Source organism: Vibrio hyugaensis (assembly GCF_002906655.1).
GTDB classification, from domain to species: Bacteria; Pseudomonadota; Gammaproteobacteria; order Enterobacterales; family Vibrionaceae; genus Vibrio; species Vibrio hyugaensis.
Genome location: NZ_CP025794.1, coordinates 837124 through 857843 on the forward strand (window position 1 = coordinate 837124; position 20720 = coordinate 857843).

Below are 20720 nucleotides of genomic sequence, written 5' to 3' on the forward strand. Positions count from 1 at the left end.
ATCCTTACTGAAACACTAAGATGACACACTCAGACGCTAAACTTTGGGCACAAGAACAATTTGGACAAGCACAACTTAAAGACCCTCGAAGAACACAACGCCTCATCAGTTTAGCGACTTCCATTGCTAATCAACCAGGAGTCTCCGTGGCTAAACTTCCTTTTTCTCCCGCCGATATGGAAGGTGCATATCGCTTTATCCGCAATGAAAACATCGATGCAAAAGACATCGCAGAAGCAGGCTTTCAATCAACTGTATCCCGAGCTAACGAGCATGAGGAATTACTCGCGCTTGAAGATACAACAACGCTCAGTTTTCCGCATCGAAGTATAAAAGATGAACTCGGGCACACGAATCAAGGCGATAGAATTCGAGCTCTCCACGTACATTCGACGTTACTTTTTGCACCACAAAGTCAGACCATTGTTGGCCTGATAGAGCAGCAACGATGGAGCCGAGATATTACTAAGCGTGGGCAAAAGCACCAACACGCGACTCGTCCTTATAAGGAGAAAGAGAGTTACAAATGGGAGCAAGCTTCTCGCCGTGTCGTTGAACGCCTAGGGGATAAAATGTTAGATGTTATCTCGGTCTGTGACCGAGAAGCTGACCTATTCGAATACTTAACTTATAAACGTCAACATCAGCAGCGTTTTGTCGTTCGTTCAATGCAAAGTCGTTGTCTAGAAGAGCACGCTCAAAAGCTTTACGACTATGCGCAAGCGTTACCAAGCGTCGAGACAAAAGAGCTTACCATCCCCCAAAAAGGAGGGAGAAAAGCGAGAGATGTAAAGCTTGATGTTAAATATGGTCAGGTGACATTAAAGGCTCCGGCAAACAAAAAAGAGCACGCAGGCATACCTGTTTATTATGTTGGTTGCCTTGAGCAAGGGACATCAAAAGACAAGTTAGCATGGCACCTCTTGACGTCGGAGCCAATAAACAACGTTGAAGACGCTATGAGAATTATCGGTTATTACGAGCGCAGATGGCTGATTGAAGATTTTCATAAAGTCTGGAAAAGTGAAGGGACAGATGTGGAGTCACTCAGGCTACAAAGTAAAGATAACTTAGAGAGATTAAGTGTCATCTATGCCTTTGTTGCTACGCGTTTATTGGCGTTACGCTTCATTAAAGAAGTTGATGAGCTAACGAAAGAAAGTTGTGAAAAGGTATTGGGCAAAAAGCTTGGAAGCTACTGTGGTTGAAACTAGAAAGTAAGACGTTACCTAAAGAAGTGCCCGATATGGGCTGGGCGTACAAAAATCTCGCTAAATTAGGCGGTTGGAAAGATACCAAGAGGACGGGTAGAGCTTCAATAAAGGTGCTTTGGGAAGGATGGTTTAAACTACAAACCATCCTTGAAGGCTACGAACTCGCAATGTCTCTTGATCACTAGACTTGTGATCAAGAGACAGCCCTTTTCGGTGGCTTTTCTGTTTTTGTCATTCGTTCTGAATTCTTATTGGGCGATCAGCTTTTTCATTTTGCCGTAAGGTTTGACCTTGTCATAAACCCAATTAAAGCCAGTTGCATAAAACAAAAAGAAGATTAAGAATCCAGCTTCTAATGCGAGTGCTTGCAGCAATGTAATTTGTAAGAACCACGCAATGACCGGAATGGTGATAAATATCAACCCACCTTCAAATCCAACCGTGTGACCAATACGCACCATTAAACTTCTTTCTTCTCGGTTTGACCCAAACCATTTGTCAAAATACAAATTGTAAATGTAATTCCAGACTACCGTATACAAGCTCAACCCAATACCAACGACAGCCAAATCGCTTGAGCCTTTCCCTGTGACAAGTGAAGCCGCTGGGATAATCATCGCCAATGCAAACAGCTCAAATAGGATAGCGTGAAAGATACGTTCGTTACGTGCCATGTGTTTTTACCTAAATTGTTCTACTCAATGGCTGACATTTTATCTATCATCTAGATAAGTAAAAGTTAGATACCATCGGTAAAAACGATATGTTTACTATTGAACAACTACAGGCCTTTGTCGCAACTTCTGAAGCAGGATCTTTCTCTGCAGCTGCACGAAAACTTGGACGAGCTCAGTCCGTGGTAAGCCAACACGTGATGAACATGGAGCTCGATTGTGGCGTCGATCTGTTTGATAGAACAGGACGCTACCCAAAACTCACCGAAAAAGGCCATGAACTTTTGCCCTACGCGTTAGCCACCATCAGTCAACTCGACCGACTGAATAACAAAGCATCTCAATTGTTTTCACCACACGCGACGCAGTTTATTCTTGCGGTTGACGAAGGCATCCCACTGACTAACCTACCCCAAGCACTCAAAAATCTAGAGCAACAATTCCCATATATCCAAGTTGAGTGTTTAACAGGCTCCAGTCCAGATATCATCGAACTCGTTAAATCAGGTCGAGCAACCACCGGTATTATTCTCAGCGACTTACAAATGCCACAGAATATCGATTACTCAAACCTAGGTAATATCGGTTTTGACGTTTTTGTTTCTTCCCAGCATCCTTTAGCGAAACAAAAAGTGCGTCATATCGATGAGTTAAAGCAGCATAGACAACTGGTTATACGTTCAAAAAATACCGATACGAGCGGACTCAATCAGGCGGTTAGCCCAGATATCTGGTACGCTGATAATTATTACATCTTATTAGAACTGGCAAATAAGGGATTTGGTTGGTGTTTTCTTCCAAACCATTTGGTGTTACATGCACCCAATACGCTGATCAAAATTGGCGAAGAATTCACAAAACTGGCATGGCAAGTCAACATCGATCTGATACAACATCAGAAATGGCACTCCGATCCTCTACACCAACAAGCCAGATTAGAATTACAAACCCTGTTTGAATCTTAATCAGGGATGAAGAAGTAGGAACTTACAGATGGCAAATACATTGATCGTCGGCGCAGGCTGGTTAGGCACACCACTTGCACAAACGCTTACTGACCAAGGACATCAAGTTATCGTCACTCGACGCAGCCAAACTCGATTGGATGAGTTTCCAATACCTTCCGTTCAAACTGCTCTGCTCGATCTCAATGAACCGAACTCTGAGCAGCGACTCATTGATATCATCAAACAGCACCATATCGAACGTATTGTCGGCGCTTTCCCTCCTGGCTTTCGTAAAGGAAATGGGCAAGAGTACGCACAGCAATGGCATCGCTTAAGTAAAGCGGTAAAAGTGAGTAGCGTTGAAAAGATTTTGATGGTCAGCTCAACGACGGTATACCCAAACCTAGCCGTCGATATGAAAGAAGAAGACGCCACATTGGCATTGGCCCAGACGAAAGAACACTTCTCTGACAACGCCCGCATTATGCTACAAGCTGAACAATACGTGATTGATTCCGGTATCGATTACGCCATCGTCCGTTGTAGTGGTTTAATCGGCTCTGACCGCCACCCTTCTCGCTTTGCACTGCGATTGAAACAAGTGAGCCGTAAAGCCCCTGCGAATATGGTGCATCAAAACGATGCTGTGGCGGCAACGGCTTTCGCTCTCAATCAAATCAGCAATGAAGTTGTAAACGCCACAACGCCGAATACCGTCAGCAAAGCCGAATTTTACCAAGCGGCCATTACAAGAAGTGATTTAGATATTGCCCTCCCACCAGTCACTGAAACTGCCGATAAACGAATCCTTGCTGACAAGCTTATTGCGCTTGGCTACCAGTTCCAATTCAACTCAACGCTGGATGCACTATGAAACTCTATCAACACATCGAAACCTTGTGGGACTACATGCAGCTCAAACATGACTTAAAATCGGCTGACTGCTTGTTTGTTATGTGCAGTAATGACCTGCGTGTTGCTGAATACGCCGCTAAGCTTTACCACCAAAAACTTGCGCCCTTGATTGTGTTTTCTGGAGGTGAAGGGCGATTTACAGATGGCTTGTTTGAGAAAAGCGAAGCCGAAACCTTTGCTGAAATTGCGAGAATCGCTGGCGTCCCAGGTGAGTCCATTGTTGTAGAGACAAAATCGAGCAACAGCGGCGAGAATGTTCGATTCACTGAACAGTTGTTGATAGAAAAAGGGATCAGCTGTGATTCTCTGATTCTAGTTCAGAAGCCATTTATGGAAAGACGCGCCATCGCCACTTTCGAAAAACAGTGGCAATCTTCATATTCACAACTACTAGTGACCTCAACCGCACATCCTTTCTTTGAATACATCAATGAAGACATGCCGTTGATGATGGTTTTAGCCGCGTTAATGGAAGATTTTTCTAGGATTAAAACCTACCCAGAAAAAGGCTTTCAAACCGAGCAAGAAATTCCTGCTCACGTTGAATCGTCTTATCAAGCACTGCAAGAAAAGTTTAAATTTGGTCTAGCGTAATCCTTCGCTCAACCACCAGCTAATAAGCAATAAAAAAGCCACCAAATCTGGTGGCTTTCTCTTATCAAGAGCCGTTTATTTGCCAAGTGCTTCTTTGTAGTGCTGGCGACAAACCGATACGTAGCTGTCATTCCCACCAATAGCAACTTGATCACCTTCTTTGATAGCAACGCCGCTTTCGTCAGTACGAATCACCATATTTGCTTTACGGCCACAGTGACAGATAGTTTTTAATTCGACCAATTTGTCAGCCCAAGACAATAGGTACTTGCTGCCTTCAAAAAGTTCGCCAAGAAAATCGGTACGAAGGCCATAACAAAGTACTGGAATATGAAGCTTATCAACCACCTCAGTTAGTTGGTAAACCTGTTCTTTTGACAAAAACTGACATTCATCAACCAAAATACAGTGGCGTTTTTCCACTTCATTCAGTGCAGCGATTTCTTGATATAGGTTGGAATCATGACGGAACAGCTGTGCGTCTGATTGCAAACCAATACGTGAACTTACCTTGCCAACACCGTAGCGATCATCAAGTGCCGCAGTGAAAATCACTGGCGTCATACCGCGCTCTTGGTAGTTGAAAGAAGATTGAAGAAGAGTCGTTGATTTACCCGCGTTCATTGCCGAGTAATAGAAATACATCTGAGCCACAGAGCACTACCTTCGTTAAAGTTTAGAATTTATAAAAGCTTGTAAAGAAAAGGGCTGAATCATCAGCCCCTTTTTAAGATTCAATCGCTATTTACGACGCCACGTTGTGCCTTCTGGACCATCTTCCAGAACAATGCCCATTTCCGTCAGCTTGTCACGAGCCATATCTGCGTTAGCCCAGTCTTTTGCTGCACGAGAGTCGTTACGTAGCTTAATTAGTGCTTCGATTTCAGCCACTTCATCGTCGTCGCCTGCATCGCCTTTTAGGAATGCTTCTGGATCTTGGTGAAGAATACCGATCACGTCAGCCAGTTCACGCATTAGCGCACCTAACTCGCTCGCTTTCTCTAGGTTTTCTGTCTTCAGACGGTTTACTTCACGCGCCATGTCAAACAGCACTGAGTAAGCTTCAGGTGTGTTGAAGTCATCGTTCATCGCCGCAGTAAAGCGAGTTACGTACTCTTCACCGCCCGCTGGTGCAGCATTTAGATCCAGACCACGTAGAGATGTGTATAGACGCTCAAGAGACGCGCGTGCTTGGTTTAGGTTATCTTCACTGTAGTTTAGCTGGCTACGGTAGTGACCAGACATAAGGAAGTAACGAACTGTCTCAGCATCGTAATGACCTAGAACGTCACGAATAGTAAAGAAGTTACCTAGAGACTTAGACATCTTCTCACGATCTACCATTACCATGCCGCTGTGCATCCATGTGTTCACGTATTGCGTGTCATGAGCGCAGCATGATTGCGCGATTTCGTTCTCGTGGTGTGGGAACTGAAGGTCAGAACCGCCGCCATGAATATCGAAATGGTTACCTAGGATTGAAGAGTTCATTGCTGAACACTCGATATGCCAACCTGGACGACCCGCGCCCCATGGCGACTCCCATGTTGGCTCACCTGGTTTAGACATTTTCCAAAGTACGAAGTCTAACGGGCTGCGCTTAGCGGTTTCGATGTCAACACGAGCACCTGCTTGCAGCTGATCAAGGTCTTGCTTAGAAAGCTTACCGTATTCGTTAAACTGACCAACCTCGAACATAACATCGCCATTGTCAGCAACGTAAGCAAAACCACGCTCGATTAGCTTTTCAACCAATTCGATGATTTCTGCGATAAATTCAGTTGCACGAGGCTCAACGTCCGGACGCTTCATGTTTAGCGCATCAAAGTCCGCATGCATTTCGCCGATTAAACGTTCAGTCAGAGAATCACAAGACTCACCATTTTCTGTTGCACGCTTGATGATTTTGTCATCAATATCAGTGATATTACGTACAAATGTTAGATCGTAACCTAGGTAACGAAGGTAGCGAGAAACAACGTCAAAAGAAACAAACGTACGACCGTGACCAATGTGACAGAGATCGTAAATGGTAACTCCACAGACATACATGCCAACTTTGCCGGCTGTAATTGGTTTGAATTCCTCTTTCTGTCTTGTCAGTGTGTTATATATCTTTAACATGATCTCTATCTATGCTTGTGAATGAATTACGAGAACAAGGAGTATATCAACTCCGACCTTATTAGGTAATAGCAATTAACGGATAAAACGATAATCGGCTAAACTTCAAGCACAAAGCGTATATTTTGATGATCCTGAGTTTTCCATGCGTATTAACTTAGGCTAGAATCCCTCTTTGAATACAACATAGTAAAGGAAAGTAGCATGATCACCCTTCACACTAATTTTGGTGACATCAAGATTCAACTAAACGAAGATAAAGCGCCAGAAACAAGCGCAAACTTCCTTCAATACTGCCGCGACGGTTTCTACGACAACACACTTTTCCACCGTGTTATTGATGGCTTCATGATCCAAGGCGGCGGTATGGAGTCTGGTCTACGTGAAAAAGCGTCACGTGCACCTATCAAGAACGAAGCAAACAACGGTCTTAGCAACAAAGTGGGTACACTTGCTATGGCACGTACTATGGAGCCGCATTCAGCAAGCTCTCAGTTCTTCATCAACGTAAACAACAACACGTTCCTAGACTTCCGTAGCGAAAGCCTAGATGGTTGGGGTTACTGTGTATTCGGTGAAGTAATCGAAGGCATGGACATCGTAAACAAGATCAAAGGCGTTAGCACTGGCTCTTACGGCATGCACCAAGATGTACCTCTAGAAGACGTAACGATCACTGGTACAACAATCGAAGAGTAATTCGTACGAATTACCAAAGAGATAAGTTAGTGGGGAGGCATCGCCTCCCCTTATTTCTATGACGACATTATTTATATCTGATCTTCACCTCGCCCCTTCCCGTCCGGACATTACCGAATGCTTCGAGACTTTTATGCGAACAGAAGCCATCAAGGCTGAAGCCCTGTACGTACTTGGTGACTTATTCGAATTCTGGGTTGGCGATGATGATAACACCCCTTTTGCAGACCAAATCCGTGCGGAATTTAAAACGCTAACGGATATGGGCGTCCCTGTTTATTTTATCCAAGGTAACCGAGACTTCTTATTGGGCAAACGCTTTTGTAAGGAAACGGGCATTACATTACTCGATGACGTATGCACGATTGATCTTTACGGCCAAAAAGCCGTCATTTTGCACGGCGACACCCTTTGCATTGACGACATCAAATACCAAGAGTTTCGCAAGACGGTTCACAAACCTTGGTTACAATGGCTTTTTAATCGTATTCCATGGTTTGTTAAAAAAAGAATTGTCTCTAAAGTTCAATCGGATATTCGCGATGACAAAAAGACTAAGTCTCTCGATATCATGGATGTGAATCAAGGTGAAGTTGAACACGTGCTGTCTCAGAATTGCGTCAACCTGATGATTCATGGGCACACTCATCGCCCAAATACACATTTTTTCGAGCTAAATGGTGTTAAAACCACTCGCATTGTCTTAGGTGATTGGTATACCCAAGGTTCAGTTTTACAAGTAAATTCTGGTGGTTTTGACCTTCAAACACGGCCGTTTCACACAGAAATGAAGTAAAGCCTGCCAAGCATGTAAAAGATTGACGCTCAAAGCATAGAAATTTTGCAGAAAATCGCTATCATCGTAATACTAAGTTAAACAGAACATAATACCGCATTGAAGTATTCATACGTAGCTCGCCAACCGATTCTGGATAGAGAAAAACGTACCATTGGGTACGAGCTTCTCTTTCGTGACGGTCCGAAAAATACCTTCCCAGAAGTAGAACCTGAGCTGGCTACTAGTCGACTTCTATCTGATCATTTCCTATCAACGCACTACAGCACACTGGGCGATAAACTTGGCTTTGTTAACTTTCCCTACCAAAGCTTAGTTAACCTTGTACCAACTTTATTCCCAAATGAATCCTTAGTGGTTGAAGTTCTCGAAGACTGTGAACCGACGGATGAGTTGTTGAATGCAATTAAACACCTTCATGCTTCTGGCTATCGCGTAGCGTTAGATGACTTTGTTCCAACCAAAGCTTGGAAACGCTTCTTACCTTATGTCGCTATCATCAAATTCGACATTCGCTTAGTGCCAATAGACAAGGCCGCCATTTATATTCAAGCCCTGTCTCATTTTGATATTGATTTCTTGGCCGAGAAAGTTGAAACCTATGAAGAATTCGAGCAAGCAATGGACGCGGGTTTTAACTACTTTCAAGGGTACTTTTTTAGCAAACCAGAAATGATTCAGAAAAAACGCCTCAATCCAGCGTTTTTAACGGTGATTCAGTTGTGTAAAGAAATTGCCGACAAGCCGATTAACTTTAACGAAGTCGAGCGTTTATTCTCTATCGACGTCACGCTGTCGTACAAGCTGCTGACTTATGTCAATTCTGGCTACACGCTCACCACTAAGATCAAATCTTTCCGTCAAGCATTGGTTTATCTAGGCGAAGAACGTTTAAGACGCTTTATCTCTCTTGTTGCGATTGCTTCGGTACATGAAGACAAGCCTGACTCTCTATACTCATTAGCGATTCAACGCGCACGTATGTGTGAGATTTTGTTGAGCCAAATGAAAACCAAATATGACCCAGGTCAGGCATTTCTTACTGGAATGTTTTCACTGTTAGGCTCTCTCCTCGACCAACCTCTTGAAGATGTCATCAGTGATATCCCTGTCGATGAAGAAATTAAACATGCCTTAACTGGACACAAAGGTGTTTTGGGTTACCTTCTCTCAATGATCATCGCTTATGAGAAAGCGGATTGGGTAACGACAGAGAAATATTGTAGCGCGCTCAAACTTACCGAACCACAACTCGCTAAAGCGTTCAACCAATCAACAGCATGGGCTCAAGAACTGCTGTCCCAAACGCCCTAAATCGCTATAATGCCCCAAAGAATACCGGCAACCTCACTGATATACCCAAGTAACCTCTAGATGCTAGGTTCAGCGAGAATGACTTGGGTATATAAGGTTGTTTGTTTTTACCGCTTAATTAATCGAGATTTCATTTTATGGCTTCTTCTTGTCCTTGCGGCTCTAACCGCACCTACCAACAGTGTTGTGAAATTGCCCACAATAACCATGCTGACGTCACCAATCCTGAGCAGTTAATGCGCTCTCGTTACAGTGCGCATGTGTTAGGTCTCGTGGATTACGTAGTAAACACGTATCACCCAAGCTGTAATGCAGAAGAGCAACGTGAAGGCATCGCCCAGTCCATCGGCAGCGATTGGTGCAAGCTTGAAGTCGTGAAAACAGAAGCTGGTAGCAACGAGAATGAAGGCTTTGTTGAGTTTGACGCTTATTTTGATGAAGAAGGCAAACGTTACTGTATGACAGAGCGTTCTCGCTTCGTGAAAGAAGATGGGCTTTGGTACTACATTGACGGCACATTTCCAGAAGACGAGAAAGAGCCTGAACAAGATCCTCGCTTAAGCCAACCAGTAAGCAGCCTAAAGGTCGGTCGTAACGATCCGTGTATCTGTGGAAGTGGTAAGAAATTTAAGAAGTGTTGTGGGTAATCGCACCCACGCCTAGCTTATTAAGCCCGCTTTAATGAGATTCCTGATCTCGCCTAGGCTCGTCGGAATGACGTGAAGTGTTCTTCGATTTGAAATAAGTAACGCGGTCTCAAGTACCGTTACAAAATATATCGTCATTCTCAACAACGAAGAAGGAGCATGAATCAGAACCTAATCACCGTGGGTTCTGCTGTCAGGTTTCCCCATCGAATCAAGAATATTAAATTAAAAAAGCCCCTAGGCTCTTGAGTCATAGGGGCTTTCACTTATCTATAGCAAGCTTATTTATGACGCTCTTTCAGTTTATTCACTACGTCATTCATCGATAGGCCTTGGTCTTGAAGCAATACCATTAAGTGGTAAATCAAGTCTGCCGATTCACACACTAACTCCGCCTTATCGCCCGACGTCGCCGCAAGCGCGACTTCAACGCCTTCTTCGCCCACTTTTTGCGAAATACGCTTGGTGCCACGGGCATAAAGACTGGCAGTATAAGAGGAATCTGGGTCGGCACTCTTGCGGGCAGCCAGTAGCTGCTCAAGTTGATGAAGCCACACCATTTGTGACTCCTCTTGAGGGTCCACATCCCAGCAAGTTGTGTTACCCAAGTGACACGTAGGACCAATGGGATTCACTTTCACCAATAGCGTGTCGTTGTCACAATCGAGCTGCATGTTCACCAATTGCAATACGTTGCCAGAGGTTTCACCTTTCGTCCAAAGACGCTGTTTAGTACGAGAGAAGAAAGTCACTTGACCTGTTTCGCTCGTTTTTGCTAACGCATCTTGGTTCATGTAACCCATCATCAGCACTTGGCTTGATTGGAAATCTTGTACGATGGCAGGGACCAGACCATCCACCTTTTCCCAGTTGATTCGCTCAGCTAGCGAACTTACTTCGGCGGCTTTTACACTCATAGTCGTACCTCAATGCCTTGTTGTTTCAAATACTGCTTTAGTTCACCAATATTGATGACTTGTTTGTGGAATACCGATGCGGCAAGCGCGCCATCCACATTTGCTTTTTGGTAAGCTTCTGCGAAGTGCTCCATGGCACCTGCGCCACCCGATGCAATCAGCGGTACATTACACACTTCACGTACCATATTGAGTTGTTCAATATCGTAGCCGTTACGCACGCCGTCTTGGTTCATCATGTTCAATACGATTTCACCAGCGCCACGCTTTTGTACTTCTTGTACCCAATCACGCGTTTCCCATTGGGTCGCTTTGGTTCGCTCTTCATCGCCAGTAAACTGGTAAACTTGATACTTGCCCGTCTCTTTGTCGTAGTATGAATCGATGCCAACAACGATACATTGAACGCCAAATTTATCAGCGAGGTCAGTAATCAGCTGCGGATTTGCCAATGCAGGTGAGTTGATAGACACCTTGTCTGCACCAAACTCAAGAATGCGTGCTGCGTCTTCCGCTGATTTAATACCACCAGCGACACAGAAAGGAATATCAATCACTTCTGCAACGCGAGCGACCCAACTTTTGTCAACGACACGGCCATCACTTGAAGCCGTAATATCGTAGAACACAAGTTCGTCAGCACCTTCTTCCGCATAACGCTGTGCCAGAGGAACGATGTCGCCAATGATTTCGTGATTGCGGAACTGGACGCCCTTAACCACTTGTCCATCACGAACATCAAGACATGGAATTATTCGCTTTGCCAGCATGCAAATGCCTCCTCTGCTGTGAACTTACCATCTAACAGCGCACGGCCAACAATCACGCCAGACACACCGCTGCCTTTTAGTGCTTCGATATCTGCTAATGAGCCGATGCCGCCTGAAGATTGGAACTGCACTTGTGGGTACTGTTTACATAGGTCAACGTAAAGCTCTACGTTTGAGCCCTCTAGCGTGCCGTCACGAGAAATGTCCGTACAAAGTACATGCTGTAGACCTACCGTTAGGTAATCATTGATCAGATCTTCGATAGTCACGCCTGAGTCTTCTTGCCAACCAGAGATCGCTACTTTACGCGTGCCGTCTTGGTCAATATTGATGTCTAGCGCTAAAGCGATTTTCTCAGCACCATATTTTTCCATCCAACCTTTCACAAGCTCTGGTTGTTTTACGGCTGTAGAACCAACTACAACACGTTGAGCACCGGCTTCTAGTAGATCAATCACGTCTTGCTCTGTACGAACACCACCACCGATTTGGATGTTCGCTGGCGTGCTTGCTAGTAGCTTCGCAATCAAATCAAGTTGGCGTGCAGTTGTGTCTTTCGCGCCAGTTAAATCCACCAAGTGCAACCAGTTAGCACCCGCTTGGTGGTACAAGTTGAACTGCTCTGCTGGGTCGACTTTGTACTCGGTTACTTGGCCGTAATCACCTTGATAAAGGCGAACCACCTGTCCTTCAATTAAATCTAGAGCTGGAATAATCACACTAAATCCCTTTTATAATTCTAAGAAGTTTTGAATAAGCTTCGCGCCCGCTTTTGAAGAACGCTCAGGGTGGAATTGCACACCATAGTAGTTGCCGCTTTGTACTGCTGCTGTGAACGGGTTACCGTACTCACATTCCGCAATAGTGTAATCCCCAACAGGCATTGCAAAACTGTGCACGAAGTAAAAGTACTCACCTTCTTCGATACCTTTGAAAAGTGGGTTACCTGCTTTTGCAGACACCGTGTTCCAGCCCATATGCGGCAGCGGTAAGTCGCCAGTCTGTAGCAACTTCACTTCGCCATCACAAAGTCCAAGACACTCAACTAACTCGTCGGCTTTCTGCCCTTTCTCTTGAGACACTTTGCCCAACAGTTGCATGCCTAAACAGATGCCTAACAGCGGCTTCTCTACCTGTTTTACCAAGCTGATAAGATCGCGCTCTTCTAGGTTCTTCATCGCTTCACTGGCGGTTCCCACCCCCGGTAGGAATAGCTTGTCAGCCGCCAATACAACTTGTGGATCTTTTGAAATCGTTACGTCATAACCTAGGCGTTCAATAGCAAACTTCACCGAAGAGACGTTGGCACAGCCAGTATCGATAATGACAACTTTCTGTTCTGTCACTGTTTTTCTCCTTGCTAACGTTAGCCTTAAAGTACGCCTTTACTACTTGGTAGCTCAGTGCCTTCTACTTTGATTGCTTGGCGCAAAGTACGACCAAACGCTTTAAATAGGCTCTCAATGATGTGGTGATCATTGTTGCCCGCAGAAGAAAGGTGCAACGTACATGCTAATGTGTCAGTCAGAGAGCGGAAGAAGTGAACCACCATCTCTGTTGAAAGGTCACCCACTTGCTCACGGCTAAACTGCGCGTCAAACTTAAGGTAAGGACGACCAGATAGGTCTAGTGCACATTGTGCCAAACACTCATCCATTGGCAGGCTAAAGCCAAAACGACCAATACCACGTTTGTCACCCAGTGCTTCTTTCAACGCTTGACCCAACGCAAGAGCGGTATCTTCTACTGTGTGGTGATCATCAATGTGCAGGTCACCTTCCACTTTACACACCATTTGGAATCCGCCGTGCGTCGCGATTTGATCCAGCATGTGATCAAAGAAGCCAAGACCTGTAGAGATGTCATTACCGCCTTGCTCATCAAGATTAACGAATACTTTGATGTCCGTTTCTTTTGTGGTGCGAACCACTTCAGCAACGCGCGCCTTCACAGTCAGATCTTTAAGGATCTGTTTCCAACCCATGGTTTCTGGGTTGTATTGAATGCCACGAATTGCCATATTTTCTGCAAGTTGAAGATCAGTTTGACGATCGCCAATCACAACGGAGTTTTGGAAATCAACTTTGCCACCTTGAAGGTAATCTTTTACCAAGCCTAATTTAGGCTTGCGGCAAGAGCAGTTATCTTCATCGAAGTGAGGACAAATCAGCACGTCATCGAACTTCACACCCTGAGATTCAAAAATCTCCATCATCATGTTGTGTGGAGCGTCAAAATCTTCTTGTGGGTAGCTGTCGGTACCTAAACCATCTTGGTTCGTTACCATAACTAGGCGGTATCCAGCATCCTGCAACGACAACAGGCTTGGGATAACAAATGGCTCTAGCTTTAGTTTGTCTAAACGGTCTACTTGAAAATCAATCGGCGGCTCAACAATTAAGGTGCCATCACGATCAATAAAAAGGATTTTTTGTTGTTTGCTCACTCGAGAACTTCCTTATTGCTATTCTTTTGGCGCTCCCGCTATTGAGCGAGAGCGATTAATTTTGTATCTGCTTATGCGTAGTAGTTTCTAATAAATCCAAGCGTTTTTTCACACTCGTCGCGGTTACCCACACTGATACGCACACAGTTTTCGATTGGCGAGTTACGCAGGATAATCCCCGTATCCCAAGCTGCTTTGAAAACATCATCGCCATCTGGGAATTTAACCAATAGGTAGTTACCCCATCCTTCAAAAACTTCCAAACCCGGAATCATCGACAAACCAACCTGTAAGTAAGCACGGTTCGCGTTCAAATCGAGCACTTGGAACTTCGCTCGCGCTAAACCAGCTTCCGAAAGCGCCTGAGTCGCAATTTCTGCCACTGGTACTGGTACTGGATACGGTGCGATAACTTTAAGAAGTACATTAATCAGCTCTTCGTTAGCAAGCGTAAATCCACAACGCAGACCAGCAAGCGCGAAAGCTTTCGACAGAGTACGCAAAATCGCAAGATTCGGGTATTGCGCCAGTAAGTCTACCGTTGAAGCTTCTGGGCAAAAATCAATGTACGCTTCGTCCATCACCACTATTGCACGGTCTTTTGTCATTTCTAGTAGAGAGACGATGTCTTCACGCTTAACCAAGTTACCCGTTGGGTTGTTTGGCGAACATACAAAAACCAGTTTCACGTTATCCAGATTAGCTTCGATACCTGCAAGGTCTAATTGCCAATCTGACGTTAGCGGCACGGTTTTGCGCTCGACACCAATGGTTTCTGCGCTGATGGCGTACATACCGTAAGTCGGTGGACAGTACAGAATCGCATCTTCACCCGGCTCACAGAATGCACGAATAAGTAATTCAATACCTTCATCTGCACCGCGAGAAGTCAGCGTTTGTTCTGGTTTTACACCCGCATAGGCTGCGTAAGCAGAAATCAGTTCTTTAGGCTGACATTCGCTGTAACGATTAAGGCGAGCGAAGTCTGTTTTGTATTCATTGTTGAATGGCGATTCGTTGGCATTTAGCCATACGTCACCGGTACCACCAATTCGGCGAGCCGATAAATAAGGGGTAAGTTGTTGGACTTGTTTACGCGCTAGCTTTTCCATCTCATTGTCCTCTTACTTAGCTGCCAGTTTTTCTGTGCGGGTTAGTTTCTCAGTACGGATTGTCACTGCACGTTTGTGCGCATCCAGACCTTCTGCTTCCGCCATCGTTACCACTGTTGGCGCAAGGTTCTTTAGACCATCAGCAGACAGTTCTTGAACCGTCATGCGTTTCGAGAAGTCCGCTAAGCCTAAGCTTGAATACGTGCGTGTGTAGCCGTAAGTAGGAAGAACGTGGTTCGTGCCCGATGCGTAATCACCTGCTGATTCAGGCGACCAATCACCTAGGAAGATGGAACCTGCGTTGTCGAGTAGAGGTAGAAGCTCGCGAGGATTCTTCGTCTGAACAATCAAGTGCTCAGGACCGTAGTAATTTGAAATCGAAATCGATTGAGTGAGAGACTCAGCAATGATGATCAAGCTTGACGCCAATGCTTGTTCCGCGATCTCCGCACGAGATAACTCTTTAAGCTGACGTTGAACCGCATCCGTCACTTGATCCGCAATAACAGGAGAAGGAGTCACAAGTACCACTTGAGAATCAGGACCGTGCTCTGCTTGGCTCAAAAGATCCGCAGCGATAAAGTCTGCATCTGCGGTTTCATCAGCAATCACAAGCACTTCAGATGGACCTGCTGGCATATCAATCGCAGCACCGCGGAAATCATTACTCACCTGACGTTTTGCTTCTGTCACGTAAGCGTTACCTGGACCAAAGATCTTATCAACTTTAGATACGGTTTCTGTTCCGTAAGCCATTGCAGCGACGGCTTGACCACCACCAACGTTGTACACTTCATCAATGCCGCACAGTTTGGCTACGTACAGAATCTCGTCAGCGATTGGCGGTGGAGAGCAAAGCACCACTTTACGACAACCTGCAATTTTTGCAGGAACGCCGAGCATTAGAACAGTCGAAGGCAATGGCGCACTACCGCCAGGAATGTACAAACCCACTTTTTGAATTGGGCGCGTTACCTGCTCACAAAGGACACCCGGCTGAGTTTCTACTTTAATTGGTTGTGGCTTTTGTGCTTTATGAAACTTCGAGATATTCTCATAAGCTTGCTCAAGCGCATTCTTCATTTTTTCAGAAAGACGCGCTGAAGCTTCATCAATTTCTTGAGCCGATACACGAATAGACTCCGGTTTCACACGGTCAAACTTCTCAGTCAGCTCTAATAATGCAGCATCACCATCTTTACGAACCTTCGCGATTACTTCAGAAACCGCTGCAGTGATGTTGGCACCTTCCGCAATTGCAGGGCGCTCTAGAATCGAATCTTGCTGGGTTTCACTTAACGATTGCCATACGACTGTTCTCATTGCAATTACTCCATCATTTTTTCAATTGGTAGTACTAGAATTGAGCTCGCACCCAGTTCCTTTAGCTGTTCCATGGTTTCCCAGAACAAGTTTTCAGTACTTACCAAATGAACCGCAACTTTTTGCTTGTCAGCAGATAGAGGCAATACCGTTGGGTCTTCTGCACCCGGTAATAGAGACTTAATTTGCTCAAGCTTCTCAGCAGGCGCATGTAGCATGATGTATTTTGATTCTTTTGCTTGCTGCACGCCTTGCATACGAGTCAATAGCTTATCGATAAGCGCAACTTTATCGGCGTCAAACTCACCTTTGCGTTGAATTAACGTTGCCTTCGACTTAAAGATAACTTCGGCTTCTTTTAGACCATTGGCTTCTAGCGTAGCGCCAGTAGAAACCAAGTCAGCGATAGCATCTGCTAGACCAGCTCGAGGCGCAACTTCTACAGAGCCTGTCAGCATACAAGTTGAGAACGGTACACCCGCGTCATCCATGTAAGCTTTAAGCAGTTGAGGGTAAGTCGTTGCGATGCGTTTGCCTGCTAGATCTTGAGGACCGTTATATTCTTCGTCTTTGTCGATTGCGATAGACAAACGGCACCCGCCAAAATCAAGACGACGAAGCTGAACAAAATCATAAGGTTCGCCCAAAGCTTTACGGTCTAAACGAACTTCTTCTAATTCATTCTCACCAATAAAACCTAGGTCAACAACACCATCCATAATTAAACCTGGGATGTCATCATCACGAACTAATAACAAATCAATTGGCATATTTTCAGAATGAACGACCAGACGCTCACCCATTACATTGAATTTCACACCACACTTTTTCAATAGAGCTTGGCTCTCTTTACTTAAGCGGCCTTTTTTCTGAATTGCGATTCTTAAGCGTTGTGTTTGCATTGCTTTATCCCTGTGCCAGATTCGATAATCTAAATATTTTATAAACCAGTAAAACTAAAAAACCCTCGAGAGATTTTGGTCTCCCGAGGGTTTGAAATCTGTTTACACTTTGATTTTCACCTCCGGGAGTATCCTGTCTCCCGGGTATGCGCGCATCTCCCGAAAGACTAAATTGGGTGATGATGGTGATGAATGTTCATTACAAAATTGCGCATACTTATTTCAAGGCTCGTCTTAGTTGCTTTGTTAGTAACCACACTAACCAAGCTGATTCTTTTTTTCAACCCTTAATTTTAAAAAAAATCGAATTGTATAATACAAATAAAAAAGGAGGCCGAAGCCTCCTTTTATTTTATGTTAATTATCAAGCAATTAAGCGTTCTGACACGATGCCATTTTTGACTTAGAAAGCCATGACAAAATTGCGCAAACGATAACAAAAGTAATCGACGCAGCAATGAAAGAGAATACGATAGACGCGGTCATACCAAGAGCGATAAAGCCCACGCATGAAACAAGCGCGACTGATAATGCATAAGGCAACTGAGTCGATACGTGATCAATGTGATTACAACGGGCGCCTGTCGACGACAGAATTGTCGTATCAGAGATTGGTGAACAGTGGTCACCGAATACCGCACCTGCCAGTACTGCACTCAACATTGGCAGCATAAGCGCTACGTCTGTTGCACCTGCCATGTCGCCCGCGATAGGGAGCATGATGCCAAACGTGCCCCACGACGTACCTGTCGAGAACGCCATTAGGCCAGATAGCAAGAATAGGATGACTGGTAGCCAATGCGGATTAATGTTGCCCTGAGCCATAGTCGATAGGTAAGAACCCGTCTTCATGTCACCGATAACAGAGCCGATAGTCCAAGCAAACACAAGGATAAGGATCGCACCAAACATTGACTTCGCACCAATCCAAAGTGTGCGGCCAATTTCCGCCATTGGGATGCCTTGCTTAAGTACAGTAAATAGTGCAACCGCAAGGCCCAGCAAGCTACCGTAAACTAAAGAAGTACCTACATCAGTGTTCTCGAACGCACCGAGGAGCGCAAACTCTTTACCGTCAGCGGCTAGGGCCTGCCCACCTGTGTAAAGCATAGAAGCGATCGTAGCAATGATAAGCGTAACGATAGGGAGAACTAGGTCAGAAACTTTACCCTTCTCGCTTTCACGAATATCTAGCTCTTCGTTTAGTTCATGTGCTTCTTGCGTGTCGTTTTCTTTGTCTTTTTCAAAACCACGGCCCTGAGAGGCGGCAATTTCGTGCTCACGCATTTTACCGATATCAAGACCGAACCACGCTACTGCAAATACCATAAGTAGAGCAAATACAGCATAGAAGTTCATTGGAATAAGACGAACATACGCACCGAGTGCTGAGTATTCAGTGATGCCGTGTGACACCAAGATACCGCCGATGATCGTAATGATGTAAGCACCCCAGCTTGAAGCAGGCATAATCACACACATAGGAGCTGCGGTGGAGTCTAGAATGTACGCCAGTTTAGCGCGAGACACATAGAAACGGTCTGTTACTGGACGAGAAATCGCACCAACAGCAAGACTGTTAAAGTAATCGTCGACAAAAATGAAGACGCCTAAGAAGGCAGCAAGAAGTTTAGAGCCACGTTTACTTTTAACTCGTGTTTGCGCCCATTCAGCAAAAGCGCGAGTACCGCCAGATAGCGTCAATAACGCCGTTGTCATACCTAAAAGAATTAGGAAACCGACAATACTCATGTTCCAAGTGTTAAGACCGCCGTCTTCAATAAAGACAGAAGAAACTTGAGAACTCACATAACCTATCGTGTTACCGATAGACCAATCATTAAGCAGAATCGCACCAAGTACGATACCTACACCAAGAGAAACTAATACGCGTCGAGTCAAAATCGCCAGTGTCAAAGCGACAATCGGCGGTAGTAACGAAACAGGAGAATGTGCAAAATCTATTAAATTCATGATCTTCAAAAACCAAAGTTTGGCTAGAGATCTACTGCAGACAAGTCACGTAGCATACGGTACGTGCTCATGTTGAACTTAGCGACAGGGAAGCGAACACTCCACCCAACCCTACAGTAGCGCTCCATAGTTTAATGTAAATATACTATGGCAGTGTTGTTCCTTTCAGAGACAACCCCAGCAAGTGGTTTTGATAGGCCACTTACTTCGGCAATCTTCGCCTTCCACTATTATTCATTGGCATCACCCCAATAATAGCTACTCTTCGAGACTGCACCTCTACGGCAATAACAAACAATTAACCATTAATTGTACAAATTAACAACAAATTGTCTGCAATATTGCATCAGGTGACAGCCATTGTACTCATGAAGACCTCCAATGCAACACATCAAACTAAATTAAATGAATAAATAATCGCAGTTTTGATTTATAAATAGAATGTGAGCCAACTATAGATTGAGCAACTGCAATCACGACAATGCTGTCTTTTATGAAACTTTATTACTACCATCAATTCTTCATGTTTTGTGTTCTAACAATAAATGAAAGAAATATGACATTCGGTTTTCCCTCTTTTCCTACTTTCCTGTCAGATTGAGAGAAATAGAATTCAACATATAAATAAAGAAACCACTAATCGAGAAAAACGCAGTATCTATAATGAAAAAACTGAGGTTAAACTCAATTAAGAATTCATATCTGTAAATTAATATTGCTTTATTAAGAAAAAAACCAAGAAATTTAATCTAAATCATGAATTAGCATTTGCACATATGAGAAAGATAAAGTTAAATATAAGGACTCTATGTTTTATTTCTCGTTTAGCATTTAATTAATCGTATCGATAACTAGTGTTGAACCTTTTAACCTATTAATAGGAATCGTTATGTCAGAGCTGACTAAAACACTTCTAAATATCCGTAGCCTTCGTGCATTCTCTCGTGAGCTGACTCTAGAACAATTGGAAGAAGCTCTAGATAAATTAACTATCGTTGTTGAAGAGCGTAAAGAAGCTGAAGAAGCTGACCGCGCAGCACTTGCTGAGCAAGAAGCAAAACTTGCAGCTATCGCTGAGCAAATCGCTCAAGACGGTATCGACGTTGAAGCACTAATCAGTGCACTATCTGGCGAAACGAAGACTAAAGCGAAAGCTAAACGCGCTCCTCGTCCAGCTAAGTACAAGTACACTGACACTAACGGCGAAGAAAAAACTTGGACGGGTCAAGGTCGTACACCTTCATCAATCCAAGAGCAACTTGATGCAGGTAAATCTCTAGACGATTTCCTAATCTAATAAAAGATTTATGAAATTAAAAAAGGTTCCCAAATGGGAACCTTTTTATTTATCT

At 44.4% G+C, this 20720-nt stretch carries 20 protein-coding genes, 1 pseudogene, 1 riboswitch and 1 other annotated feature; of the genes and pseudogenes, 9 read left to right on the forward strand and 12 right to left on the reverse strand.

Annotated features, from left to right (window positions below):
* Positions 1-20 precede the first annotated feature (20 nt).
* A pseudogene (locus C1S74_RS04500) lies at positions 21-1399 on the forward strand (IS4 family transposase).
* A 63-nt stretch (positions 1400-1462) separates the two neighbouring features.
* Here the strand turns inward: C1S74_RS04500 and C1S74_RS04505 are convergent.
* A complete protein-coding gene (locus tag C1S74_RS04505; RefSeq protein WP_038867149.1) occupies positions 1463-1888 on the reverse strand; it encodes a PACE efflux transporter in 426 nt (141 codons plus the stop codon).
* An 89-nt stretch (positions 1889-1977) separates the two neighbouring features.
* On the opposite strand from C1S74_RS04505, the gene C1S74_RS04510 reads away from it, so the two are divergent.
* Genes C1S74_RS04510 through C1S74_RS04520 form a run of 3 tightly spaced genes read left to right on the forward strand, consistent with a single transcriptional unit; the run spans position 1978 to position 4344 of the window.
* The gene (locus C1S74_RS04510) at positions 1978-2853 is read left to right on the forward strand and encodes a LysR family transcriptional regulator (protein WP_045403534.1); all 876 of its coding nucleotides are present in this window, start codon (positions 1978-1980) and stop codon (positions 2851-2853) included.
* Positions 2854-2881: 28 nt separating this feature from the next.
* Positions 2882-3709: an NAD(P)H-binding protein gene (locus C1S74_RS04515; protein ID WP_045403531.1), complete on the forward strand. Its 828-nt coding sequence runs from the start codon at positions 2882-2884 to the stop codon at positions 3707-3709.
* Entirely contained in the window at positions 3706-4344 is a 639-nt protein-coding gene (locus C1S74_RS04520) for a YdcF family protein (RefSeq protein WP_045403528.1), read from the forward strand. Before C1S74_RS04515 ends, C1S74_RS04520 begins: the two co-directional genes overlap by 4 nt.
* Before the next feature lie 75 nt (positions 4345-4419).
* Here the strand turns inward: C1S74_RS04520 and C1S74_RS04525 are convergent, their stop codons facing one another.
* Positions 4420-4998, reverse strand: coding sequence for a thymidine kinase (locus tag C1S74_RS04525; RefSeq protein WP_038867139.1), 579 nt, complete (start codon positions 4996-4998; stop codon positions 4420-4422).
* 87 nt (positions 4999-5085) lie between these two features.
* Positions 5086-6468 (reverse strand): cysteine--tRNA ligase, encoded by a 1383-nt coding sequence (gene cysS, locus C1S74_RS04530; protein WP_045403525.1) that lies wholly within the window; start codon positions 6466-6468, stop codon positions 5086-5088.
* Between the two features lie 204 nt (positions 6469-6672).
* Here cysS and C1S74_RS04535 point away from each other — a divergent pair, with 204 nt between their 5' ends.
* The 4 genes from C1S74_RS04535 (at position 6673) to C1S74_RS04550 (ending at position 9924) form a co-directional block, all read left to right on the forward strand.
* Positions 6673-7167, forward strand: coding sequence for a peptidylprolyl isomerase (locus C1S74_RS04535; protein WP_045403523.1), 495 nt, complete (start codon positions 6673-6675; stop codon positions 7165-7167).
* A 58-nt stretch (positions 7168-7225) separates the two neighbouring features.
* On the forward strand, positions 7226-7963 hold the full coding sequence (lpxH, locus tag C1S74_RS04540) for a UDP-2,3-diacylglucosamine diphosphatase (protein ID WP_045403520.1): 738 nt from the start codon (positions 7226-7228) through the stop codon (positions 7961-7963).
* A 99-nt stretch (positions 7964-8062) separates the two neighbouring features.
* Complete coding sequence (locus C1S74_RS04545) at positions 8063-9277, forward strand: EAL and HDOD domain-containing protein (RefSeq protein WP_045403517.1); 1215 nt, start codon at positions 8063-8065, stop codon at positions 9275-9277.
* Between the two features lie 137 nt (positions 9278-9414).
* Positions 9415-9924 (forward strand): YchJ family protein, encoded by a 510-nt coding sequence (locus tag C1S74_RS04550; RefSeq protein WP_045403514.1) that lies wholly within the window; start codon positions 9415-9417, stop codon positions 9922-9924.
* Positions 9925-10205: 281 nt separating this feature from the next.
* On the opposite strand, the gene hisIE is transcribed toward C1S74_RS04550, so the two are convergent.
* The 9 genes from hisIE to tet(35) all read right to left on the reverse strand — a co-directional run bounded on the left by hisIE (position 10206) and on the right by tet(35) (position 19368).
* A complete protein-coding gene (gene hisIE, locus C1S74_RS04555; protein ID WP_045403512.1) occupies positions 10206-10841 on the reverse strand; it encodes a bifunctional phosphoribosyl-AMP cyclohydrolase/phosphoribosyl-ATP diphosphatase HisIE in 636 nt (211 codons plus the stop codon).
* Positions 10838-11611 (reverse strand): imidazole glycerol phosphate synthase subunit HisF, encoded by a 774-nt coding sequence (gene hisF / locus C1S74_RS04560; RefSeq protein ID WP_004749837.1) that lies wholly within the window; start codon positions 11609-11611, stop codon positions 10838-10840. Before hisF ends, hisIE begins: the two co-directional genes overlap by 4 nt.
* Positions 11593-12330: a 1-(5-phosphoribosyl)-5-[(5-phosphoribosylamino)methylideneamino]imidazole-4-carboxamide isomerase gene (hisA, locus tag C1S74_RS04565; RefSeq protein ID WP_045403509.1), complete on the reverse strand. Its 738-nt coding sequence runs from the start codon at positions 12328-12330 to the stop codon at positions 11593-11595. The genes hisF and hisA overlap by 19 nt, the downstream gene beginning before the upstream one ends.
* Before the next feature lie 12 nt (positions 12331-12342).
* Entirely contained in the window at positions 12343-12957 is a 615-nt protein-coding gene (gene hisH, locus C1S74_RS04570) for an imidazole glycerol phosphate synthase subunit HisH (RefSeq protein WP_005450758.1), read from the reverse strand.
* Positions 12958-12983: 26 nt separating this feature from the next.
* Positions 12984-14057, reverse strand: coding sequence for a bifunctional histidinol-phosphatase/imidazoleglycerol-phosphate dehydratase HisB (gene hisB, locus C1S74_RS04575; protein WP_038881446.1), 1074 nt, complete (start codon positions 14055-14057; stop codon positions 12984-12986).
* Positions 14058-14128: 71 nt separating this feature from the next.
* The gene (gene hisC, locus C1S74_RS04580; protein ID WP_045403506.1) at positions 14129-15169 is read right to left on the reverse strand and encodes a histidinol-phosphate transaminase; all 1041 of its coding nucleotides are present in this window, start codon (positions 15167-15169) and stop codon (positions 14129-14131) included.
* Positions 15170-15181: 12 nt separating this feature from the next.
* Positions 15182-16492, reverse strand: a complete 1311-nt coding sequence (hisD, locus tag C1S74_RS04585; protein ID WP_045403503.1) for a histidinol dehydrogenase — start codon at positions 16490-16492, stop codon at positions 15182-15184.
* 5 nt (positions 16493-16497) lie between these two features.
* Positions 16498-17394: an ATP phosphoribosyltransferase gene (gene hisG, locus C1S74_RS04590; protein WP_045403500.1), complete on the reverse strand. Its 897-nt coding sequence runs from the start codon at positions 17392-17394 to the stop codon at positions 16498-16500.
* 53 nt (positions 17395-17447) lie between these two features.
* Positions 17448-17586: a sequence feature (His leader region), on the reverse strand.
* Positions 17587-17766: 180 nt separating this feature from the next.
* On the reverse strand, positions 17767-19368 hold the full coding sequence (gene tet(35) / locus C1S74_RS04595; protein ID WP_038881452.1) for a tetracycline efflux Na+/H+ antiporter family transporter Tet(35): 1602 nt from the start codon (positions 19366-19368) through the stop codon (positions 17767-17769).
* A 109-nt stretch (positions 19369-19477) separates the two neighbouring features.
* Positions 19478-19658: riboswitch (Lysine riboswitch) on the reverse strand.
* 599 nt (positions 19659-20257) lie between these two features.
* Here tet(35) and C1S74_RS04600 point away from each other — a divergent pair.
* Positions 20258-20665, forward strand: coding sequence for an H-NS family histone-like protein (locus C1S74_RS04600; RefSeq protein ID WP_038867108.1), 408 nt, complete (start codon positions 20258-20260; stop codon positions 20663-20665).
* Positions 20666-20720 lie beyond the last annotated feature (55 nt).

What these genes read in the sequence shown, in the direction of transcription:
- C1S74_RS04505 (WP_038867149.1), bottom strand. Translation starts at nt 1,888, where the DNA reads ATGGCACGTAACGAACGTATCTTTCACGCTATCCTATTTGAGCTGTTT.
- C1S74_RS04510 (WP_045403534.1), top strand. Translation starts at nt 1,978, where the DNA reads ATGTTTACTATTGAACAACTACAGGCCTTTGTCGCAACTTCTGAAGCA.
- C1S74_RS04515 (WP_045403531.1), top strand. Translation starts at nt 2,882, where the DNA reads ATGGCAAATACATTGATCGTCGGCGCAGGCTGGTTAGGCACACCACTT.
- C1S74_RS04520 (WP_045403528.1), top strand. Translation starts at nt 3,706, where the DNA reads ATGAAACTCTATCAACACATCGAAACCTTGTGGGACTACATGCAGCTC.
- cysS (WP_045403525.1), bottom strand. Translation starts at nt 6,468, where the DNA reads ATGTTAAAGATATATAACACACTGACAAGACAGAAAGAGGAATTCAAA.
- C1S74_RS04535 (WP_045403523.1), top strand. Translation starts at nt 6,673, where the DNA reads ATGATCACCCTTCACACTAATTTTGGTGACATCAAGATTCAACTAAAC.
- lpxH (WP_045403520.1), top strand. Translation starts at nt 7,226, where the DNA reads ATGACGACATTATTTATATCTGATCTTCACCTCGCCCCTTCCCGTCCG.
- C1S74_RS04550 (WP_045403514.1), top strand. Translation starts at nt 9,415, where the DNA reads ATGGCTTCTTCTTGTCCTTGCGGCTCTAACCGCACCTACCAACAGTGT.
- hisIE (WP_045403512.1), bottom strand. Translation starts at nt 10,841, where the DNA reads ATGAGTGTAAAAGCCGCCGAAGTAAGTTCGCTAGCTGAGCGAATCAAC.
- hisF (WP_004749837.1), bottom strand. Translation starts at nt 11,611, where the DNA reads ATGCTGGCAAAGCGAATAATTCCATGTCTTGATGTTCGTGATGGACAA.
- hisC (WP_045403506.1), bottom strand. Translation starts at nt 15,169, where the DNA reads ATGGAAAAGCTAGCGCGTAAACAAGTCCAACAACTTACCCCTTATTTA.
- hisD (WP_045403503.1), bottom strand. Translation starts at nt 16,492, where the DNA reads ATGAGAACAGTCGTATGGCAATCGTTAAGTGAAACCCAGCAAGATTCG.
- hisG (WP_045403500.1), bottom strand. Translation starts at nt 17,394, where the DNA reads ATGCAAACACAACGCTTAAGAATCGCAATTCAGAAAAAAGGCCGCTTA.
- C1S74_RS04600 (WP_038867108.1), top strand. Translation starts at nt 20,258, where the DNA reads ATGTCAGAGCTGACTAAAACACTTCTAAATATCCGTAGCCTTCGTGCA.